Annotated in this window: 4 protein-coding genes; all 4 read right to left on the bottom strand. The window is 69.6% G+C overall.

The annotated features are described in order from the left end of the window. A complete protein-coding gene (locus tag ACFFQA_RS17110) occupies window positions 1-12,093 on the bottom strand; it encodes a non-ribosomal peptide synthetase (protein ID WP_377852958.1) in 12,093 nt (4,030 codons plus the stop codon). After that, a complete protein-coding gene (locus tag ACFFQA_RS17115) occupies window positions 12,090-21,248 on the bottom strand; it encodes a non-ribosomal peptide synthetase (RefSeq protein WP_377852959.1) in 9,159 nt (3,052 codons plus the stop codon). Before ACFFQA_RS17115 ends, ACFFQA_RS17110 begins: the two co-directional genes overlap by 4 nt. A 55-nt stretch (window positions 21,249-21,303) precedes the next feature. Further along, entirely contained in the window at window positions 21,304-22,329 is a 1,026-nt protein-coding gene (gene gntD, locus ACFFQA_RS17120; RefSeq protein WP_377852960.1) for a guanitoxin biosynthesis L-enduracididine beta-hydroxylase GntD, read from the bottom strand. A gap of 152 nt (window positions 22,330-22,481) precedes the next feature. Then, the gene (locus tag ACFFQA_RS17125) at window positions 22,482-23,417 is read right to left on the bottom strand and encodes a TauD/TfdA family dioxygenase (RefSeq protein WP_377852961.1); all 936 of its coding nucleotides are present in this window, start codon (window positions 23,415-23,417) and stop codon (window positions 22,482-22,484) included.

Here is a 23,417-nt window from a genome sequence, read left to right on the forward strand (position 1 = left end):
TCAACGCCCTTCCAGGTGTGCGGCCAGCCCGCGCAGCAGCCCGGCGAGATCACCGGCCACAGCCTCCACAGTGGACCGTTCGTGCACGTTCTCCGAGTAGTACCAAGTGAGTTCGAGCCTGCCCTCGCTCACCGAGCCGACCACTTCGAGCAGGTGCATCGTCCGCTCGTGAAGTGCCTGCTCCCGGCCGATGGGGGCCTGGAACGAGCGGTACAGCGCGCTGGAGCTCGGCGTGCCGACGCCGTCGACCTTGCCGTGGTAGTTGAACACCACCTGCGGCCGCGATTGCGGCAGAGCACCGCCGAAGTGGCGCAGCGCGCCGTAACCGAGCCCGTTGCCGGGCACCTTGCGCAGGCCGCGCCTCGCGGACCTCACCACGGTCGGCCAGTCGCTCGCGCCGTCGGGCACCTCGATCGCCACCGGGTACAGGGTGGTGAACCAGCCGACGGTCCTGGAGAGATCGACATCGGAGAAGATCTCCTCGCGTCCGTGCCCTTCGAGGTCGATCACCACGCGGTCCTCGCCCGTCCACCGGCTCAGCGCCCAGGCGAGACCGCTGAGCACCACATCGCCGAAGCGGCTTCGCAGCGCTCCGGGAGCGGCGCGCAGGAGGACCTCGGTGTCCTTTTCGGACAGCGTCACGGTGACCGTCCTGGTCGAGCTGACCAGATTCTCGCCCGCGCGGTCCACCGGCAGCGGCACGGCTTCGGGCATGGCGGTCCAGAACGCCAGCTCGCGGTCGAACCCGCCGTCCTCGGTGTGCTTCAGGAGTCGGTTTCCCCACTCCTGGAACGAGGTGGACTTCGGTCCGAGCCGCAGCGGTTTGCCCGCGACCGCCTGCCGGTACGCGCCGTCCAGGTCGTCGAGGATGATCCGCCACGACACGGCATCGACCACCAGGTGGTGCGCGGTGAGGAACAGCGACGGCCGCTCCCCCGCACCGAACTCGAACAACAGCGCCCGCAACAGCGGACCGTTCTCCAGGTCGAGCCCGGAGTCCGCCGCGATCGCCAGCTCGTCCATCGCGGCCATCCGGTCCGCGCTGTCCACACCGGACAGATCGTGCCGCTCAAGGGTCACTGGACCAGGTGCCGCGTGGTGCTGCGTCCAACCGTCCGAAGTGGACGAAAATCGCAGCCGCAGCGCGTCGTGCTGCGTCACGAGCGCGGTGAGCGCTGCCCGCAGCGACGGCTCGTGCAGGTCCTCGGTGAGCTCGATCAGCGCGGACTGCGTCAGGTGGTGCGGGGCGACGGTGTGCGCGGCGAAGAACTCGCGCTGGATCGGCGTGAGCGGCGCCTCCCCGGTGACCGGCGCACTCACCTCAGCACCGGTCTCGGTGCCCACCACCTTGGCCAGCCGCTCCACGGTCTGGTGCAGGAACAGGTCCTTGGAGGTGGCCCGCAACCCGGCCTGCCGAATCCGGGACACCACCTGGATGCTCAGGATGGAGTCGCCGCCCAGTGTGAAGAAGTTGTCCTGCGCGCCGACCTTGTCCACGCCGAGGACCTCGGCCCAGATCCGGGCGATCGTGTCCTCCACAGTGCCTTCGGGCGCGACGTAGCCCTCGTCAGACGCGCTCACCACCTGCGGCGCGGGCAGTGCGTTCCGATCGACCTTGCCACTGGTGGTCACGGGGAACGCGTCCAGGACCACGAACGCCGACGGCACCATGTAGCTGGGCAGCCGCTCCGCGAGGTGCTCCCGCAGCTTCCTCGTGTCCACCTCGCCGACCACGTAGGCGACCAGGCGTTTGACTCCGTTCGGCGTGTCGGCGCGGGCGACCACCACGGCCTGGGCCACGCCGGGGGCCGCGATGAGAGCGGTCTCGATCTCGCCGAGCTCGATGCGGTAGCCGCGCACCTTGACCTGGTCGTCGGTGCGGCCGAGGTACTCGATCATCCCCTCCGCCGTCCACCGCACCAGGTCGCCCGTGCGGTACAGCCTGCCGCCGGAGCCGAACGGGTCGGCGACGAAGCGCTCCGCCGTCAGGCCGGGCCTGCCGAGGTAACCGCGCGCCAGCTGCGCTCCGGAGAAGTACAGCTCACCGGGGACCCCGATCGGCACCGGCCGCAGGTACCGGTCGAGCACGTACGCCGAGGTGTTCCACAGCGGCCTGCCCACCATCGGGCCGTCGCTCTCGTCGACGCGGCAGAACAGAGTGTCCACAGTGCACTCCGTCGGGCCGTAGAAGTTGTAGCCGACGGTGTCCGGCGCCTCGCGGAGGTCGCGCCACAACGCCTCGCCCGCTGCCTCCCCGCCGAGCATGAACACGCGCGGGCGGTGCCGCTCCGAGGTGAGCAGTCCGACGGCCGTCAGCTGCTCGGCGTAGGACGGGGTGACGTCGAGCAGGTCGATGCGCTGCGCTGCGACGTAGTCCGCGAGTGCTTCGGGGTCGCGGCGGGTGAGGTCGTCCACGAGGTGCAGCTCGTGGCCGTCCACCATCCACAGCACAGCTTCGAGCGAGGTGTCGAAGGAGAACGCCGCGGTCATCGCGACGCGGAACACCTCACCGCCCGCCTCCTCGCGCACGAACTCGGAGCGGTGGTGTGCGAGGAGGTTGGCCAGGCTGCGCTGTTCGATCAGCACACCCTTCGGCCGCCCCGTCGAGCCGGACGTGTAGATCACGTACGCCGGGTTCGCCGGATGCGGCTGGGCACCAACGGGATTGCTCGTCGGGAAGGATGCCAGCTCGTCGGTGTCCAACGCCCGCAGGACCAGGGAGGGTGCGGCGTCGGCGAGCACGAACTCCAGCCGGTCCGCCGGGCTGTCCGGGTCCAGCGGGAGGTATGCCGCGCCGGCCTTGAGGACGCCGAGCATGCCCACCATCAGGTCGGCGGTTCGCGGCGTGCCCAGTGCCACCAGGTTCTCCGGCCCGATGCCGCGCGAGATCAGCTGGTGAGCGAGTTGGTTGGCGCGTGCGTTGAGCTCGGCGAAGGTCAGCGAGCCGCCCTGCCACACCACGGCTGTCCGGTCGGGAGTCTCCCGTACCTGGCGCTCGAACGCGGTTGCCAGGAACGGCGCGGGCTCCGGCTGGGCCGTGTCGTTCCACTCCGCCATGACCTGGTGGCGCTCGGCGGACTCCAGCAGCGGCAGCTCCGCGAGCGCGCGGCGCGGCGCGTTCGCGACCCCGGCGAGCAGCACCCGCAGGTGGCTGACCATCCGTTCGATCGTGCTCTCGTCGAACAAGGCCGTGCTGTACCCGATCGCAGCCAGCAGGCGATCGTCCTGCTCGACGAAGTCCACGCTCAGGTCGTGGCTGATGCCGTCGCTGACTGTGGGCAGCGCCTCCACGTCGAGGCCGGGCAGCTCCATGCCCTGTGCACGCGTGTTCTCCAGGCCCACCATGACTTCGACGACCGCGTTGCGGCTCGGGTCGCGCTCCGGCTGCGCGATCTCCACCAGGCGCTCGAATGGCACCTCGTCGTGGGTGAACGCCTCCAGCACCGTGGAGCGCACCGACGCCAGGTGCTCCGCGAAGGTCCTCGCCTCGTCCACTGTGGACCGCAGCACTACCGTGTTGACGAAGAAGCCGATCAGGCCCTCCACTTCGGCGCGGTTGCGGCCGGACCCCGCCGTGCCCACGGTGATGTCCGACTGGCCGGTGTACCGCGCGAGCAGCACCTTCACGGCGGCGACCAACGCCATGAACAGCGTCGCGTCCTGTTCACGGGCCAGGGATCGCAGCCCAGCGACCACGTCCGCATCGACCTCGAACATCTTCACCGCGCCCGCGGCGGACCGGACGGTGGGCCGGGGCCGGTCGATCGGCAGGTCCAGCGGCGCGATCCCGTCGAGGTGAGCACGCCAGTACGCGAGGTGCTCCTCCATCGCGGAGCCGGAAAGCCGTTCCCGTTGCCACACCGCGAAATCGGCATACTGCACCGGAAGCGGCGGCAACTCCGCCCGCTCGCCTCGCAATGCGGCGGCGTAGTACACGCCCAGCTCGTTGGCGAGCAGACCCATCGACCAACCGTCAGTGGCGATGTGGTGCATGACCAGCGCGAACACGTGCTCAGTCGGCGAGATCCCGATCAGCGCGGCGCGGAAGACCGGGCCGGTGCGCAGGTCGAACGGCTTGTCCACCAGGGCGGCGAGGTGGTCGCGCATGGCGTCCTCGTCTACCGCGTCGAGCAGGCCGAGCACCACGGGAACGGACTCGTGGATGACCTGGACGCCTTGTTCCTCAACGAGATCGAAGGTCGTGCGCAGTGGCTCGTGCCGGGCGACGAGGTCACCGAGCGCGATCTCCAACGCTTCGGTGTCCACCACTCCGTGCAGGCGGAACGCGAAGACCGTGTTGTACTCGGTGCTCGTCGGGTCGAAGTCGTTGAGGAACCACAACCGCTGCTGCGCGAACGACAACGGCAGCGGCTTGCTGCGCGGAACTCGGGCGATCGGCTGGTCATCAGCACCTGAGACACCGACGATCTCCGCCAGCGAGGCCACGGTGGGCGTGTCGAAGAGTTGCCGGGGCGACGGTGCCACACCGAACTCGGCCCGAACCCGCGAGATCACCTGGATGCTCAGGATCGAGTCGCCGCCGAGGTCGAAGAAGTTGTCATGAACACCAACGCGTTCGACACGCAGGACATCGGCCCAGATCGATGCGAGGCGGGACTCCTCGTCGGTGCGCGGCGCGACGTAGGGCGTAGTCGACTCCAGGGCCGCAGTCGGTTCCGGTAGCGCTCGACGGTTCACGATCCCGCTGGCGGACATGGGGAGTTCGTCCAGGACGATGTACGCCGAGGGCACGGCGTGGACCGGCAGGGCACCGCTGAGGAACTCGCGCAGCTCGTCCAGGTCCACCTCACCCACGACGTAGCCGACCAGGCGCACGTGTCCGGCGTCGTCCTTGTGCGCGGCGACAACGGCATCGGTGACGCGCGGGTGCTTGGCGAGAGCGGTCTCCACCTCGCCCAGCTCCACGCGGAAGCCGCGCACCTTGACCTGGTCGTCGGCGCGGCCGACGAACTCCAGGTTGCCGTCCGCCCGCCAGCGCACCACGTCGCCCGTGCGGTACATCCGCGCCCCGGCGACGAACGGGTCAGCCAGGAAGCGTTGCTCGGTGAGGTCGGGGCGGTTCCAGTACCCCTGCGCCACCGCGTCACCGGCGATGTACATCTCGCCGGCGACACCGATCGGGACCGGCCGCATCGCGTCGTCCAGCACGTATCCCCTGGTGTTCACCAGCGGGCGACCGACCGGGACGAACCCGCCCGCGCCGGAGACCGCGTCGGTGAGCTGGAAGATCGTGGCGTCCACAGTGGTCTCGGTCGCGCCGTAAGCGTTGACCACCATGGTTTCCGGGGCCATCCGCTCAAGGACCTCGGCAGCGTCGCCGACCTGCCACCCCTCTGACCCCACGGCCAGCACCCGCATCGCGGGCAGCTGCTCGCCGCGCCATGCCAGCTCCCGCGCGATCGCCTTGGCCAGTGCCGGCACGGTGACCAGCAACTGCGCTCCGGTCGAGGCGAGGAGGCCGGTGAGAGCGACCGGGTCCGCGACCTGTTCGGTGGGGCACACCGTCATCGAGCCGCCGAACATCGCCGACAGCAGGAAGTCGGCGAAGAACAGGTCCACCGACAGGCTGGACACCGAGACGCAGCTGGGGCGCATCTCGGTGAGGCCGTAGCGCGCGTCCCACGCACGCATGATGTGGTGCACGTTGTCGTGGTTGACCATGACGCCTTTGGGCCGTCCGGTCGAACCGGAGGTGTAGACGACATACGCGAGATCAGCCGTGGTCACGGTGGTGACCGGTGCGGTCGGCGGTTCCTGGGTGAGGTCAACGCCATCCAGGCAGAGCACCTTCGCGTCACCCGCGTCCACCTTGCCCAGCAGGCGTTCCTGGGTGATGAGGACCGGCGCGGCGGCGTCCTCCAGCATCGTCGCGAGCATCGCGGGCGGGTAGTCCGGGTCCAGCGGCACGAACGCGCCACCGGCCTTCAGCACCGCCAGCAGCGCGGCCACCGCCGCGTTCCCCCGCTCCACGCACACACCGACCAGTGCCCCGGGCCCGACGCCGAGCCCAACGAGCTTGTGCGCCAACCGGTTCGACCACGCGTCAAGCTCAGCGAAAGTGGCCTCGTCGTCGCCGCAGCGCACCGCGACCTGGTCCGGGATCTCGGCGGCCCGCTCCGCGAACAGCTCGTGCACGAGCCGGGTCGGCGGGTACTCCACGGCGGTGTCGTTCCACCCCCGCAGCAACAGGTCACGATCTGCGTCGGTCAGTATCTCCACCTCGTCCACAGTGGACTCCGCAGAGATGTTTGACAGCAGCGTTTCCAGGTGCCCGGCGAGTCGCGCGACAGTGCTCTCGTCGAACTGGTTCGGGTCGTAGCCCAGCGACAGCATCAGCTGGTCGGCCGCGTAAGCGCTGAGAGTGAGGGCGTAGTTGGTGTGCTCGTCGCCGACGTACTCGTTGATCGTCAAGCCGTGCCGGTTCGCGGCGTCGTCGTCCACGGGGTAGTTCTCGAAGACCACGATGCTGTCGAAGAGGTTGACGCCTTTCGGCACTTCGCCACAAGCCTGGATCTGCGCCAGCGACAGGTACTCGTACTGACGGGAGGCGACCTGCGCGTCCTGGATCGCACGCAGCCAGTCCACCACCCCTGCGCCGGGATCGACATCGGCGCGAACGGGGACCATGTTGATGAACAGGCCGATCATCTGCTCCGCGCCCACCAGCTCCGGCGGTCGCCCGGACACCGTCGCACCGAAGCACACGTCGCGCTCGCCGCTGAGCCGGGACAACAGGATCGCCCACGCGCCCTGCACCACGGTGTTGACAGTGATCCGCCCGCGTTTGGCCAGGTCGTAGAGCCGCTGTGAGGTCTTGGCGGACAAGGTGAGGCGGACATCGGTCGACGTTCGCGACTCGTGCGCGCGGACAAGCGACCTGTCGACGGGCAGCGGAGTCGGTGCGGTGAAGCCGCGCAGCACTTCGCCCCAGTGCGCGCGGGCCTCGTCGGCGTCCTGCTCGGCGAGCCAGGCCACGTAGTCCCGATACGGCCTCCGGTTGATCACTGTGCCCGCCGCGGAGTGCTCCTCGAAGACCTCGGAGAGCACCGCCGCGAAGCTCCACCCGTCGCAAAGCAGGTGGTGTGCGGCCCATTGCGCGTAGACGCGGGTGTCGGAGAGCCGCACGAAGGTCATGCGCAGCAGGGGTGCGGTGGTCAGGTCGAGCCGCACCTCGTCGCGCTGCTCCCACATCGCGCGCAGCCCGTCCCGCTGTTCCTGCTCGGAGCGGTCCCGCCAGTCGTGCTGCGTCAGCGGAAGCCGGACCCCGTTGCGGACGACCTGAAGGGGTTCGGGAACGTCCTCCCACACCACGGACGTCCGCAGCACGGGCGTCCGGTCAACGACGCGCTGCCACGCCTGCGCGAGCACGTCGGGATCGGGAACGCCGTCGAGCTCGATGCGGAAGTGTCCGGTGTAGACATCGCGCTCGGCCTCGGTGAGCGAGTGGAACAACATGCCCGTCTGCATCGGCGTGAGCGGGTAGACGTCCTCCACGCGACGGCCGTCGCCCACGATCCTGTCCACAGTGGCCTGGTCCAGCGCGACCAGCGGGAAGTCCGACGGAGTGCAGCCCCCCGCGGCTGGGTCGGCGCAGTGCTCGACGATCTCCTCAAGCGCGCCGACCATACGGGTCGCCAGGTCGCGGATGGTGTCCTCGTGGTGCCGGTTGGCCGAGTAGGACCATCGGAACTCCAGCTCTCCCCCGTCAACAATGCCGTTGATCTCCAGGAGGTACTGGCGCGCCTGGTGGTCGGCGCGCTCGACGCCCGGGTAGCGCACAGTGCCGAGGTGCAACCCACCATCGCCGCCCGAGGTACCCGCCTCGAACCGACCGAGGTAGTTGAAGGCGATCTCGGGATGCGCCGTCTCCGTCATACCGCCGAGGTAGCGCAGGGCGCCGTAGCCGATGCCCCGGTTGGGCACAGCACGCAGCTGCTCCTTCACGGACTTCAGCGTGACGCCCCAGTCGTCACTGGGAACGCTCAGCGCCAAGGGGTACATCGAAGTGAACCAGCCGACCGTGCGTGACAGGTCCACGTCCTCGAAGAGGTCCTCGCGTCCATGGCCTTCCAGCTCGATCAGCGCGGTGTCCCCGCCTGCCCACTCCGCGACAACCGGGCCCAGGGCGCTGAGGAGCACGTCGTTGATCTGTGTGCGGTAGACCTCAGGCACCTTGTTCAGCAACGCGCTGGTCTTCGCGGCGTCCAGGCGCACGGCCACCGACCGTGCGGAAGCGATGTTGTTGTCCCCGTCGGTGCTGTCCACCGGCAGCGGAACGGCGTCGGCGGCATTGGCCCAGTACTCGCGCTCGTGGTCGAACCCACCGGTCGCCACGTGGTCGGTGAGTCGGAGAGACCACTCGCGGAACGACGTGGTCTTCTGCCCGAGGTCGATCTCCTTGCCCTGAAGCGCCTGCTGGTACGCGTCGTCCACATCGGACAGCAGGATGCGCAGGGACACGCCGTCAACGACCAGGTGGTGCGCGACGAGGAACAGCAACGGGTTCCAGTCACCACCGCGAACGAAGAGCAGCGCACGGAGCAACGGGCCTTCAGCCAGGTCGAAGCCGCGTTGGGCCTCGATCACGACCTCCCGCATCCGGGCTTCGGCATCGTCTACGTCGGTCAGGTCGATCCGTCGCAGCACGTCCGTAGCATCGACGGCCGCGTTGTACTGGACGCCATCGGTGTAGCGGAGCCGAAGGGCGTCGTGGTGGCGCGGAAGCGCCGTGACGGCCGCGGCGAGAGCGGTCTCGTTCACTTCGCCGTTGAGCTCCAGGAACAGCGCCTGGTTGAACTGGTCGAGACTGTCGGTGAGGTTGTCGAAGAACCACTGCTGGATCGGGGTCAGCGGCACCTCGCCCACCACCGGCCCCTGATCGGCGGTGCGGACGTCGTCGGCGGAGTCGATGTCGGCGGCCAGCTCCGCGATGGTCTGCCGCTGGAAGGTCTGCTTCGCAGTCAGCCGCAGCCCGGCTGCACGAGCCTTGGACACGACCTGAAGGCTGAGGATCGAGTCGCCGCCGAGGTCGAAGAAGTTGTCGTGCACACCGATCCGCTCGACACCGAGCAGCTCCGTCCAGACCTCGGCCAGGGCCTGCTCGACTTCGTTTCTCGGTGCCACATAACCGTTTCCGGCCTCACGCTCACCGGAGGGCGCGGGCAGCGCACGGCGGTCGATCTTGCCGTTGACGTTGAGCGGCAGGCTCTCCAGCGCCACGAACGCCGTGGGCACCATGTGCTCCGGCAGCCGCTCGCGCAGGAACGCCCGCAGCTCGGCCAGATGCGGCTCCGCGGCACCGGCGACGAAATAGCCGACGAGGCGTCGGGTGCCGTTGGCGTCGTCGCGGACGGTCGCCGCCGCCCCTGCCACGCCGGGGAACGCACCGATCGCGGCCTCGACCTCACCGAGCTCGATGCGGAACCCACGCAACTTGACCTGCTCGTCCGTACGCCCCAGGTACTCCAGGTTGCCGTCGGCGAGCCAGCGGACGCGGTCCCCCGTGCGGTACATCCGCTCACCGGACGGACCGTACGGGTCGGCGACGAAGCGCTGCGCGGTCAGCTCCGGCCGACGCAGGTAGCCACGGGCGAGCCGGGTACCCGCGAGGTACAGCTCGCCGGGCACACCGATCGGGACCGGGCGCAGCTGGTTGTCCAGCACGTAGGTCCGGACGCTGGGGATCGGGCGACCGATGGACACGATGCCGGTCGCGCCGTCGCCGGGCCTCAGCGCGTCGCTGAACGTCGCGCACACCATGGACTCCGTCGGCCCGTAGCCGTTGATCATCACGCGGTCGCGCGACCACGTGTCCACGAGCGCGGGCGGGCACGCCTCACCGCAGACCACGAGCGCCACGTGCTTCGGTATGTCCTTTTCGGACAGAGCGGCGACGGCGGTCGGCGGCAGGTTGAGGTGGGTGATGCGGCGGCGCAGGATCAGCTCGGTCAGCGGCTCGCCGGGCATCCGCTCCTCAGCGGTGGAGAGCACCAGGGTGCCGCCGGAGAGCAGCGCGAGGCAGATCTCCCAGAACGCGCCGTCGAAGCTCAGCGACGCGAACTGGAGCACTCGCGTGTCCGGTCCGGCTCCGAGCCGTTCCCGTTGCGTGGCAACCATGTCGTGGATGCCGCTGTGGGTGACGACGACGGCCTTGGGCTTCCCGGTCGAACCGGAGGTGTAGATCACGTACGCGGGGTTGGTGACCTGCGCGGCCGGTCCGTCCGCGATCGGGCCGTCGCCGTCCAGCTCCAGCACAGGAACCCCACCGGGCACCCGGCCGAGGCCGAGCACGGGCCGGGCGTCCTCGACCATGAACCGCAGGCGGTCGGCGGGGTAGTCCGGGTCGAGCGGCAGGTATCCGGCGCCGGACTTGAGCACGGCGAGAACCGCGACGACCATCTCGACGGACCGGGGCAGCGCCACGGCCACGAAGGTCTCCGGCCCGGCACCACGCGCGCGCAACCGTCCGGTGAGGCGCGACGCTCGCTCGTCCAGCTCGGCGTAGCTGATCTCCCGCTCGCCGAACACCAGCGCGGCGGCGGACGGGTCGGCGGCCACCTGCTCGTCGAAGAGGTCGGTGAAGGTGCGCGGACGCGGACCGGTGCCCGCGCCGGGCCATCGTCCGGTGAGCAGGTCACGCTCCACGCGGGTGAGCAACGGCAGCTCGCCGAGCCTGCGGCCGGGGTCGACGGTGATCGCGGCCAGCAGCGTCTTGAGGTGCGTGGCCGTCCGCTCGGCGGTGCCGATGTCGAACAGGTCGGTGTTGAAGCCGAGGTGGCACGACAACCGGCCGTCGCAGTCGGTGAAGTCGAACGCCAGGTCCATGCTGGACACCAGCACGGGCGGCGGCACCTCCTCCACTAGCAGGCCCGGCAGCTCCACCGTGCCTTCCGAGACCGAGCGGAGGTTGACCGCGACGTCCACCAGCGGCGGGCGGCTCGGATCGCGCTCGGGGCGCAGCATCTCCACGAGCCGCTGGAACGGGACGTCCTCGTTGGCGAAGGCGTCCAGCACCGTCGACCGCACGGAGTCCAGGAGATCGGTGAAGGACCCGGACTCCTCGACCTGCGTCCGCAGCACCACGGTGTTGACGAAGAAGCCGATCAGCTTCTCCAGCTCCACCCGGCCGCGACCCGACGTGGCGGTGCCCACCGCGATGTCGGACTGGCCGGAGTACCGGGCCAGCAGCAGCTTGACGGCGGCGGCGAGCGTCATGAACAGGGTCGCGCCCCGCTCACGGCTCAGCTCGCGAAGCCGCTGCACAACGGGGTCGGGGATGTCGAACGCGTACGATGATCCGTGAGGCGTCCGCACCGCGGGACGTGGCCGGTCGGTCGGGTAGTCCACAGTGGACAGGCCGCCGAGCTTGTCCCGCCAGTACTCCTGCTGTCTGCTTGTGTCCTGCTCCCGCTGCCAGGCGGCGAAGTCGGTGTACTGCACAGTCAGCTCGGGCAGGTCCGCATCAGTGCCGTTCACACCGGCCGTGTAGAGCGCGCCGAGCTCGTCGGAGAACAGCCCCATCGAGAAGCCGTCGGTGGCGATGTGGTGCATCGTGATCAGCAGCACGTGTTCACGTGGGCTGAGCTTCACCAGCAACGCCCGCAGCGGCAGATCGCCGCGCAGGTCGAACGGCCGGGTGGACTCCGTGACCATGTGCTCTTCGACCGCGCGCTGGTGCTGCCACTGCGGCAGCTCCGACAGATCGGTCACCGGCAGCGGTACCACTGCGGGCGGGTGCACGATCTGCACGCCCTCACCGGCGCCGGAGTCGTAGGTCGTGCGCAGCGCCTCGTGCCGCTCCACCACCCCGCTGATCGCGTGCTGCAAGAGTGAGACATCCGGTGACCCGATGAGGCGCAGCACCAAGGGAACGCGGAACTCGATGCTGTCCGGTTCCAGTTCGTGCAGGAACCACAATCTCTCCTGCGCCGAGGACAACGCGACCGGTCCGGTGGCCGGCCTGGGGCGGATGCCGTCGTCCACAATGGAGTCCGCTTTGCCGGTGAGCTGGCGCAGCACCATCTCCCGCAGGTGCTCCGGCAGGGCCGCGAGGCGGTCTTCGTGCAGGCTCATGCGAAGTCCCCAGTGGAGTCGGAGCCAGCGGACTGGTTCGCCACCAGCTGGTCCAGGTTGGCCATGATCGCCGTGAGCACGACCTCGGCGAGCTGGGCCACGGTCGGCCCGTCGAACAGCTCGCGCGGGGACAGCTCCACCCCGAACGCCCGCCGCACCCGCGACACGAGCCGGAGGCTGGTGATGGAGTCCCCACCGAGCGCGAAGAAGTCGTCGTGCACGCCGACCCGGTCGAGCTTGAGCACCTCGGCCCACAGCTCTGCCAGTGCCTGCTCGGTGGGGTTGCCCGGCGCGGTGTACTCGGTGGCCCGCGCTCGCCGCGGCACGGGGTCCGGCAGCGCCCGGCGATCGACCTTCCCGTTCCTGGTGACGGGAATCCGGTCGATCACCACGATGTCCGACGGGACCTGGTACGAGGGCAGCAGCCGCGCCAGGTGCGTGCGCAGTGCCTCTGGCTCGGCGTCGCCGACCACGTAGCCGACGAGGCGGCCGTCCTTCGCCACCACCACGGCCTGGTTGACGCCGGGCGCGGCGACGAGGGCGGCCTCCACCTCACCCAGCTCGATCCGGAAACCACGGATCTTGACCTGGTCGTCGGCCCGCCCGAGGAACTCCAGCTCTCCCTGGGCGTTCCAGCGGACCAGGTCACCGGTCCGGTACAACCGGCCACCACTGCCGAACGGGTCGGCGACGAACCGCTCCGCCGTCAGTCCCGGCCTGCCGAGGTAGCCACGCGCCAACCGGTCTCCGCCGACGTACAGCTCGCCGGGCGCGCCGACCGGAACCGGCCGCAACCGCCCGTCGAGCGCGTAGGTCCGCACGTTGTCGTGCGGTGCGCCGATCGGGGCGGAACCGCCCGCCACCTGCTCCGCGAGCAGCTCCTTGCTGGTGGTGATCGTGGTGCCCTCGGTCGGCCCGTAGGCATTGACCACCCGCACTCCCGGGCAGTGGCGCAACACCCTGGCTACCGCCGCGGGCGACGCCGCCTCTCCACCGGTCCACACCTGCGTGGCCCCCGCGAAGCACTCCGGCGACTCCTCGGCGAACAAGGTGAACAAGGCGGCGGTGACCAGCATCGTGGTCACGCCCTGCTCGGTGATCGCGCGGCGGATCAGCTCCGGGTTGACCTCGCCATCGGCCACCACGACCGAGCCGCCCGCCAGCAGCGCGATCCACACCTCGTAGGTCGCCGCGTCGAAGGCGTGCGGCGCGTGGAACAGCATCCGCTCGTGCCCCGGCGGCTGGAAACGCCGGTCTGCCACGAAGGCCGCGATGTTGCGGTGGGTGAGGCCGACCCCCTTGGGCGTTCCGGTGGAACCGGAGGTGTACATGGCGAACGCCAGCCGCTCCGGCTGGATCACCAGGCCCGGGTTGAGCGGCGACCGCGTCGCGAGCAGCGGTTCGTCGTCGAGCACGACCAGCGGCTTCCCGGTTTCGCCCGCGCGGTGACGGGTGGCGTTGTCGGTCAGCACGATCTCCGCGCCGATGTCCTCCACTGCCCACCGCAGCCGCTGCGCCGGGTAGCTCGTGTGCAGCGGCACGTAGACGCCACCGGCCTTCAGCACCGCGAGCATCGCGATCACCGTCAGCGGTGTCCGGTCCATCACCAACGCGACGCGCGTCTCCTCCCGCACTCCACGCTCCAGCAGCAGGTGCGCGAGGCGGTTGGCACGCTCGTTCAGCTGGCGGTAGGTCAACTCCCCCACCGCGACCGATTCGGGACTCGACTCGACCACTGCTTCGAACAGAGCCGGAACCGAGTGTGCGGCAAAGACGTTCGCGGTGTCGTTCCACTCGTGCAGGACGCGGTTCCGGTCGACGGCATCGAGCACCGGCAGGTCCGCGACGGTCCGCGACGGGTCCTCGGCGATCGCTTCGACCACAGTGGACAAACTCGTGACGAGCCGACGCACCGTCTCGACGTCGAACAGCGCCGGGTCGTACCGGAGCACGAAGCCCATGCGGTCACCGGGGTAGGCCACCAGGTTCAGGGGGAAATTGTTGGACTCCGTGACCTCGATCTCGCGGACCTGGAGCCCGTTCCTGGCGGCGGCGTCGCGATCGACCGGGTAGTTCTCGAAGACCGTGATGCTGTCGAACAGCATCTCGCCCGGCTGCAACGAGCTCCAGGACTGCACCTGCGGCAACGAGACCGACTCGAAGTCCCGGGCCTGCGCCTGCCTCTCCTGGAGACCACGCAACCAACCGAGCAGATCGGCAGTTTCGTCCACAGTGGACCGAACTGGGAGAGTCGTGATGAACAGGCCGAGGATGTCCTGCGAGCCGGCCAGCTCGGCGGGCCGCCCGGACACCGTCGCGCCGAAGCACACATCGCGCTCGCCACTGTAACGCGACAGCAGCACTGCCCACGCGCCCTGCACCACCGTGTTCAGAGTCAGCCCGGCGTCCTTGACCCGCTGGTGCAGCTGTTCGGAGACCGCCTGCGACAGCTCGACGGCCACCTCATGAGTCGCTTTGGGCTGATAGCCGTTGGCCGGAGCCCGGTCATAGGGCAGCGGGGTCCGCGCCTCGAACCCGTCCAGCTCCTCGCGCCAGTACTTCTCGGCGGCGTCCTCGTCCTTGCCCTGCGACCATTCGACGTAGTCCCGGAACGGCCGCCGCACCACGGGAGTTCGCCCCGCGTAGGTCGCAAAGACCTCCGACAGCACCTGGTGCCCGCTCCACCCGTCCAGCAGCGCGTGATGCGCGGTCCACACGAACCGCACGCTGGTCTCGCCGAGGCGGAAGAACATCAACCGGGTCACGGGCGCTTCGGCGAGGTCCAACCCACGGGCGCGGTCGGCCTCCAGCAGCCGCGCAACGTCCTCGTCCGCGCCGTACTCGGTGACCTGCAACCGCACGTCGCGGTGCACGACCTGCACTGGCTCGTCGACATCGCGCCACACCAACGCCGTGCGCATGATCGGCAGCCGTTCGACAACCTCCCGCCACGCCCGCAGCAACGCGTCCGGGTCGGCGACCTCGTCAAGGGTCACGTCGAACTGGCAGACGTAGAGCCCGGAGTCGGGAGCCATCAGCGAGTCGTAGAGCATGCCGCTCTGCGTCGGCGTCAATGGATAGATGTCCTCGACACCCTGCCCGGCGATCCTGTCCACAGTGGACTGATCCAGCGCCACCAGTGGGAAGTCCGACGGCGTGCGCCCACCGGCTCCGGGACTGGCGCAGTGCTCGACGATCGCGCGCACGTTGGCCGCGAAGTCCTGGGCCAGCCGCTCGACTGTCGCGGCGTCATGGAGGTTCTCGGAGTAGTGCCACGTGAACTCCAGCTCACCGTCGTCGACCTGGCCGACGAGCTCCAGGACGTGCTGCCGCTTCGACGCCGCGTCCTCGTGCAGCCCGATCGCGCCGACCCCGGCGCTGAACTGACCGAGGTAGTTGAAGCTCACCTGCGGCTCCGGCCCGGCGTCGAGCGATCCGGCGCAGTAGCGCAGCGCCCCGTAGCCGAGCCCTCGACGAGGAATCGCGCGCAGCTGCTCCTTCACCGACTTGAGCAGGCCGCCCCACTCCTCGGTGCCAACGTCGAGCGCGGCTGGGAAGTACGTGGTGAACCAGCCGACGGTGCGGCCCAGGTCCACGTCGGCGAACAGCTCCTCGCGGCCGTGCCCTTCCATGCCGACAAGCACGCGATCACGGCCCGTCCACTCCGAGAGCGTGCGGACGAGCGCCGTGAGCAGCACGTCGTTGATCTCCGTGCGGTACACGTCGGGCACGTCCCGCAGCAGCGCACCGGTGGTCTGCGCGTCGAACCGAACGTGAACCTGCCTTGCACTGTCCACTGTGTTCGGTCCGTGCCGGTCAACCGGCAGCTCGGCGCTCGCGTCGATGCCGCGCCAGAAGCGCAGCTCGTCGTCGAACCCACCGGCGGCGGTGTGCTCGGTCAACCGGATCGCCCAGTCCCGGAACGACGTCGTCCGCGCTCCGAGGTCGATCGTCGCGCCGGACGCGGCCTGCTCGTAGGCGGTGTTGAGATCCTCCAGCAGCACCCGCCACGACACGCCGTCCACCACGAGGTGGTGCACGATCAACACGAGCTTCGTGGGCTCGATGAGAACGGCCCGGAACAACTGCCCAGCGCGAATGTCCACAGCAGACTGAGCACTGTCAACCGACGTGTCCAGCAGCAGCACTTCTCCGGCGATGTTCGGCGGGTTGTACTGCTCCCCCGCTTCGGTGAACCGCATCCGCAGCGCGTCGTGCTGTTCCACCAGCGCGGAGAGGGCTCGTTGCAGGGCGGCGACGTCGACCGGTTCCGGAAGGTCGACCGTGACGTGCTGGTTGAAGGCACCCAGCACGTCGAAGTTCTCGAAGAAGTACCGCTGAATGGGCGTCAGCGGTACTTCCCCGACCGCCGGGCCGTTGGGGGTGACGGCCGACTCCTCGGTGACGTGCGGGGCTAGCGCGGCGATGCTGGGCCAGCGGAACAGGTCCTTGGTGGTCATCCGCAGCCCGGCGCGATGCGCCGCCGACACCGCTTGGATGGCGAGGATGGAGTCACCGCCGAGCGCGAAGAAGCTGTCGTGCACGCCGACCCGCTCGATCCCGAAGATCTCCGCCCAGATCGTCGCGACGGCCCGCTCGACGTCGTCGCGCGGGGCGACGTAGCTCCCCGACGTCTCCACCACAGGCTCCGGAAGCGCGTCCCGGTCGAGCTTCCCGTTGGCGTTCAAGGGAAGCGCGTCGAGCACCACGAACGCCGACGGCACCATGTACCCCGGCAACCGCGCCTCAAGGTGATCACGCAGTCCGGCGTTGGCGGAGTGCTCGACCACGTAGGCGATGAGGCGCTTCGCGCCGTTGGCGTCGTCACGGGCGATGACCGCCGCCTGGGCGACGGTCGGCAGCGAGAGGAGCTCGTTCTCGATCTCCGCCAGCTCCACGCGGTGGCCACGGATCTTGACCTGGGAGTCCACCCGGCCCAGGAACTCCAGCTCACCGGAAGGCAGCCAGCGCACCAGGTCGCCGGAACGGTACAACCGCTCGCCCTCGGCGTTGACGACGAAGCGCTCAGCGGTCAGCGCGGGCTGGTTGACGTAGCCGCGCGCCAGGCCGGAGCCACCGATGTGCAGCTCACCAGGAACGCCCTCCGGGACCGGGTTGCCCGCCGCGTCGAGGACGTAGGCCGTGGTGTTCGCCACCGGCCTGCCGATCGTGGGCAGACCGGTCGCTTCCGGGGTCACCTCGGCGTAGGTCGCGACCACAGTGGACTCTGACGGGCCGTACTGGTTGATCAGCCGCAGGCCCCACTCCGCCTTGGGACGGCGGCGCAGCACGTCACCGCCGGTCGTCACCACGCGCAGGGAGGTCTCCACCGTGTCGAGCTGGTCGAGCACCGAGTCCAGGCGCGCGACGGGAATCGTCGCCAGGGTGACTCCGGCGTCGGCCATCCACCGCACGAGATCGTGCGGGTGGTCGAGGACCTCCGCGCTCGGCACGGCCAGTCGCGCACCGGCGGTCAGCGTGCCCCACACCTCCATCGCGAGCGGGTCGAAGCCCACCGCGACGAGCTGTGAACCACAGTCGGCCGGAGTCACCGCGTAGGTCGAGCGGTACCAGGCGCACAGGTCGGCCAGCGATCGGTGTTCGACGGCGACACCCTTGGGCTGGCCGGTGGAACCGGAGGTGTAGACGATGTAGGCCAGGTGCTCCGGCGCGACCACCACGCCCGGATCGGTGTCCGGGTAGTCGGCCAGCGGGGGCCACGACGGGTCGAGCGAGGTGCTGTCCAGTACGACCGGAGCGCCGGTGTCGGCGATCATGAAGTCCCGCCTCGCGTCCGGCAGCGCCGGGTCGAGTGGCACGTAACCGCCACCGGCCTTGAGCACGGCCAGCGCTCCGACCACGAAGTCCGCACCACGGTCGGCGCACAGACCCACCGGGATGTCCGGCCCGACGCCTTGTGCCACAAGGTAGTTCGCGAGCCGGTTGGCGCGACGGCCGAGTTCGCCGAAGGTCAGCTCCCCCACGGCGGGCGTGTCCGGGCGCTGCCGGGCGACGAGCTGGTGCACCAGGTCGGCCGGGTAGTCGCGGGCGGTGTTGTTGTTCTCCACCAACAGCCGGTGCCGCTCGGTTTCAGTCAGCAGCGGCAGGTCGGAGAGCGCGGTCGCAGGGGCGGCAGCGATCCCTTCGAGCAGCACCTGGAGGTGGTCTGCCATGCGCCGCACGGTGTCCGTGTCGAACAGCTCGGTGTCGTACTGGATCACGCCGTCCAGCCCGCCGTCGCGCTGGACGAACTCCACGGTGATGTCGAAGATCGCGGAAACATTGGGCAGCTCAACGCGTTCCGTGGTGGTGCCGTCCAAGCGCAGGTTCTTGGCCGGCCCGTTCTGCAACACCACCAGTGCCTGCACCAGCGGCGTCATGCTGGGGTCGCGGGTTTGGCAGAGTTCGTCGACCAGGTGCTGGAACGGGACCTCCTGGTGGGCGAACGCGCCCAGCACGGTCTCCCGCACCTCGCTGAGGAAGTCCTTGAAGGACAAGGACTCCCGTACCTGCGAACGCAGGACCAGGGTGTTGATGAAGCAGCCGACCACGCGGTCCAGCTCGGCGTGCTCTCGACCGGACACCGCCGTGCCGACCGCGACGTCGCGCTGACCGGAGTAGCGGGCGAACAACACCTGACAGGCGGCCACCAGCGCCATGAACAACGTGGCGTCGCGACCCGCGGCGACCGCAGCGATCTTGCTGGTCAGGAGCTCCGGCACGGTGAACGAGACGACCGCGCCCCTGGTGGACTTCACGGCGGGACGCGGTCGGTCGGTGGGCAGTCGCAGCGCGGCGATGCCGTCGAGCTTGTCGCGCCAGTAGCGGATGTGCGGCTCCAGGGCCGCGTCGGTGAGCCGAGTCCTTTGCCACGCGGCGAAGTCCGCGTACTGCACCGGCAGAGCCGGGAGCACGGAACTGCGACCGGAGCGCTCGGCGTTGTACAGGGCGCTCAGGTCGTCGGCGAGCACGCTCATCGACCAGCCGTCAACGGCCGCGTGGTGCAGGCCGAGCACCAGCACGTGGTCGCGGTCGCCCAACCGCACGAGCAGCTGCCGCAGCACTGGAGCCCGAGCGAGATCGAACGGGACGCTGACCTCGGCGGTCAGCAACCGCTCCAGCTCTCGCTCATCACCGCCATCCACAATGGACAGTTCAGCGCGGCCGACCGGGTGCACGACCTGCACCGGCTCGGGGCCCACCATCTCGATGGTCGTGCGCAGTGCCTCGTGCCGGTCGACAAGAGCACTCAGCGCTCTGGTCAGCGCCGGGACGTCCAGCTCACCACGGACCCGGAATCCGAAGTGGACGTTGTACTCGACGGAGTCCTTGTCGTACTCCTGGAAGAACCAGAACCGCTGCTGCGAGAACGAGAGCTTCAGCGGCTCCGACCGGGACACCGGCACCACGGCGTCCACGCCGCTGTCCGAAGCCGCCGCGTCCACCAGCTCCGCGAGTCCGGCGACGGTGCGCGCGTCGAACAGGACCCGCGCGGGCAGCTTCACGTCGAACGCGCCCTTGATGCGCGGAACCACGCGCAGCGCCAGCAGGGAGTTGCCGCCGAGCTCGAAGAAGTCGTCCTCGGCCCCGATCCGGTCCAGGCCGAGGACCTGGGCGAGGATGCCCGCGATGGTCTGCTCGGTCGCGTTCTTCGGCTCGCGGGAGACCTTCGCCTCCTGCCGCACCGGCTCGGGCAGCGCTGCACGGTCGAGCTTCCCGCTCGGCGCCAACGGCAGGCGGTCGAGCACCATGAACACCGACGGCACCATGTAGGCGGGCAGCTGGTCCGCGAGGAAGGACTCCAACCGCTCCGGTGCCGCGCCTTCGGGAGCCACGTACGCGACGAGGTCTTCGCCCTGCGCCACAACGACTGTGTGCTCGACGGACGGGTGGCGCATGAGCGCGGACTCGACCTCACCGGGCTCGATGCGGTAGCCACGGATCTTGATCTGGTCGTCGGAGCGGCCCCGGTACTCCAGCTCTCCGGTCACATGGGTCGCACCCGCAAGCGGTGCTCTGGTCACCTCGCGCACGAGGTCGCCAGTGCGATACATCCGCGAGCCGGGCGGACCGTACGGATCGGCGACGAACCGCTCCCCGGTCAGCGCGGCCCGCTCGTGGTAGCCGCGTGCCACTCCGAGACCGCCGACATACAGCTCACCGATCTCGCCGGGCGCGACGGGCCGCAGCTGGTCGTCGAGCACGTGCGCCCGTGCCCCGCTGATCGCGCGGCCGATCGCCACCGCACCGGAGTCAAGCCCCGCACCGGGTTCGACCCGGAACGCGACGCAGCCGACCGTCGCCTCGGTCGGGCCGTACTCGTTGATCACCGCTGTGCCGGGGTGCGCGCGCCGCCACTCCGCGAGCGCCGATCCGAGCAGCGCCTCACCGCCGATGACCAGATCGACCGACGGCGAGCACTCCGGCGACAGCTCGCGCAGCAACGACAGGTGGCTCGGCGTCACCTTCAGGAACGTCGGCCGCATCGGCAGGCTGTCCCCGCCCGCCAGCTCGCCGACCATCAGGACGCCGCCAGCGACCAGCGGGCCCCACACGCTGGTGACCGTCAGGTCGGAGGCGAGCGAGGAGTGCAGCAGCGTGACTCCGGCCAGCCCCGGGTAGTTGTGGACGCAGTAGTCCAAGTAGGACGCGAGCTGCCGGTGCTCGACCAGAACTCCCTTGGGGCGACCGGTCGAGCCCGAGGTGTAGATGGCGTAGGCGAGGTCCTCGGGGGCGATGTCGACGACGGGCGCCTCGGCCGGGTACTCCGAGCGGTCTACCTCTAGGAACACCACGTTCTCGTCCGGTACCGCCACCCTGCCCCGCAGGTGCGCCTGAGTGAGCACTGTGGACACTCCGGCGTCGGAAACCATGTACGCCAAGCGGTCCGCGGGATGATCGGGATCCAGCGGCAGGTAGCCCGCGCCGGACTTGAGCACGCCGAGCAGCCCGACGACCAGGTCGACGCCGCGGTCGGCGCAGACGGCGACGAGAGCACCAGGGCCCGCGCCGCGCGCACGGAGGAGGTTGGCGAGCCGGTTCGCCCGCTGGTCCAGGTCCTCGTAGCTCAGGGTCTCCGCCGCACACGCCACCGCGGTCGCGGCGGGAGCGAGCCGGACCCGCTTGCCGAACATCTCGGTAACAGACCAGCTCACGCCGGTACCTGCCTTCTTCTCGGTCTCCGACAGCGGCAGCGCGGGGACTCAGGTGTCAGTAGATGACGCGGGACTCGGCGTCCAGGCGGCAGTCACGGGACTTGCGCAGGTCCCTGGCCACGTTCAGGCGGCGCAGCCACCGGTCGGTCCCGTCGAAGCGCGCCTTGAAGGGCTTGCGGCCGTGCACGGCGCGGTAGTTGTCCACGAAGATGATGTCGCCGGGCTGGAGCACCACCCCGCCCATGGCGGCGTCGATCGCCGAGGAGATCACGTCGAGTGCCTTGCGCTCCTCGGGGTCCTCCGGCGTGAGCATGTACTCCGGGTCGATGCGCAGGTAGGGGAAGTCCGGGTCGCCGAAGAGGATCGCGACCGGCTCGGGGTCGCTCATCGCCTTGTCCACGCGCCGCTGGCTGCGATCGAGCAGCTCGGCGGCCTTGCCGGTCTGCACGAGGCCGCCGTTGTTCTGCGGCCGGTGCGCGTTGTCCGGGACCAGGTGGAACCGCTCCCGCGACAGGACCTCCCTGGTGTGCTCGTCGAGGTCCAGGTCGGCCACGTCGGCGACGGTGGTCTCCACCTGCTCGTGGTTGCGCAGGCACATCAGGCCGAGGTAGTCGGTGCGCAGCGGGTGGAACGCGTCCTCGGTGTGCCAGGTGAGCAGCTGCGCGCTGCCCCAGCCGATCTGCTCGTTCTCGTGCGCCTTCATCGGGAACACGTCGTGCATGATCCGGCCGTCCTGCTGGGTGGCCCACGCGATCGGGTCACCCAGCAGGCTGGCCATCAGGAAGAACGCCACGTCGTGGACCAGGGTCCGCGAGGGCTCCCGGTTGTTCCGCCACTCCGGCGGGGTCGGCCCCACCCGCTCGTCGTCCACCGGCAGCCCGGAGATGACGAACGTGCTGTCGGCCTCGCTGGCCCGGAACCGGTGCAGCGCGGCGCGCACCCGCCGGGGCAGCTCCTCGGCGTAGGTCCGGCTGTTCCGGTGGAACTCGGCGGACTCGATGTCGCCGTACCGGTGGGCGACCTCGGCGGCGATCCGCTCGATCGCGGCGACCTCGTCGTCCCGCAGACTCAGCTCCAGCACACCGAACTCCTTGTCGTGAGCGGGCGTTGGTCCGGCCTCCGCGGCACTGGCTGTGCGAACCCGACCGACGCCCTGGCCTGCCGCCGAGCCTGCTGGATGCCGGTCCGGGCCTCCACGTCTTTGACTCGCGGGCGAAACAGCGCGGTCAGCGGTCAGCCGGAGTACGGCTCCGCCATCGCGACCGCGATCTTGCGCGGCCCGGTGAACGGCTCCCTGGCGTGCGTGCACAGCATGTTGTCGATCACCAGCACGTCGTCGCGCCAGTAGTCGAACCGCGTCGTCGCCGCGCGGTAGCAGGACCGCAGGTGGTCCATCACGTCGTCGGGGATGCGCCCGCCGTCGCCGTAGTAGGTGTTGTTCGGCAGGTTCTCCTCGCCGCACATCTCCAGCAGCGCCGCGCCGATCTCCCCGGGCAGCGTGCTGATGTGGAAGAAGGTGGCGTGGTTGAACCACACCTCCTCGCCGGTCACCGGGTGCCGGTGCACGGCCTTGCGGACCGCCTTGGTGCGCAGGCGGTCCTCGCCGATCCACTCCGCTTCCAGGCCGCTGCTGGCGCAGTGCGCGGTGACCTCGTCGCGGTTGCCGGTGTTGAACACCTCCTGCCACGGCAGGCCGAGCTCCTCGCTGTAGTTGCGCACCACCATCCACCCGCGGCGCACGAACTCCTCGCGCACGGAGTCGTCGAGGGAGGCGAGCACCTCGCGGGTCGACGCGAGCGGGGTGGCTCCCTGCGTCAGCGGTGGCTCCACGCAGTAGAAGAACAGCTTCTGCGGCCACACGCGCTGGTAGGAGTTCTCGTTGTGGGCGAAGATCTCCTCCTGCTCCGGGTACTCGGTGGAGGTGTAGACGTTGCCCTTGATCCGGCTGCGCGGCGAGGACCGCTCGGAGTAGGTCAGCGGTTCGCCGGAGAGCTCGCGCACCGCGGCGTCGAAGCCCTCGACCCCACCGACGGAGAACCCGCGCAGCAGCACCGCGCCGGAGGTGACCAGGTGCTCGCGGATGCTTTCGCGCTCGCGCCGGATCCGCTCGGTGACCGGCTCGCCGTCACCCTCGAACAGGACCGCTAAGCCGCTCGTCGCCGTCGTCAT

The sequence above is a fragment of the Allokutzneria oryzae genome, from assembly GCF_042429765.1.
Lineage (GTDB): Bacteria > Actinomycetota > Actinomycetes > Mycobacteriales > Pseudonocardiaceae > Allokutzneria > Allokutzneria oryzae.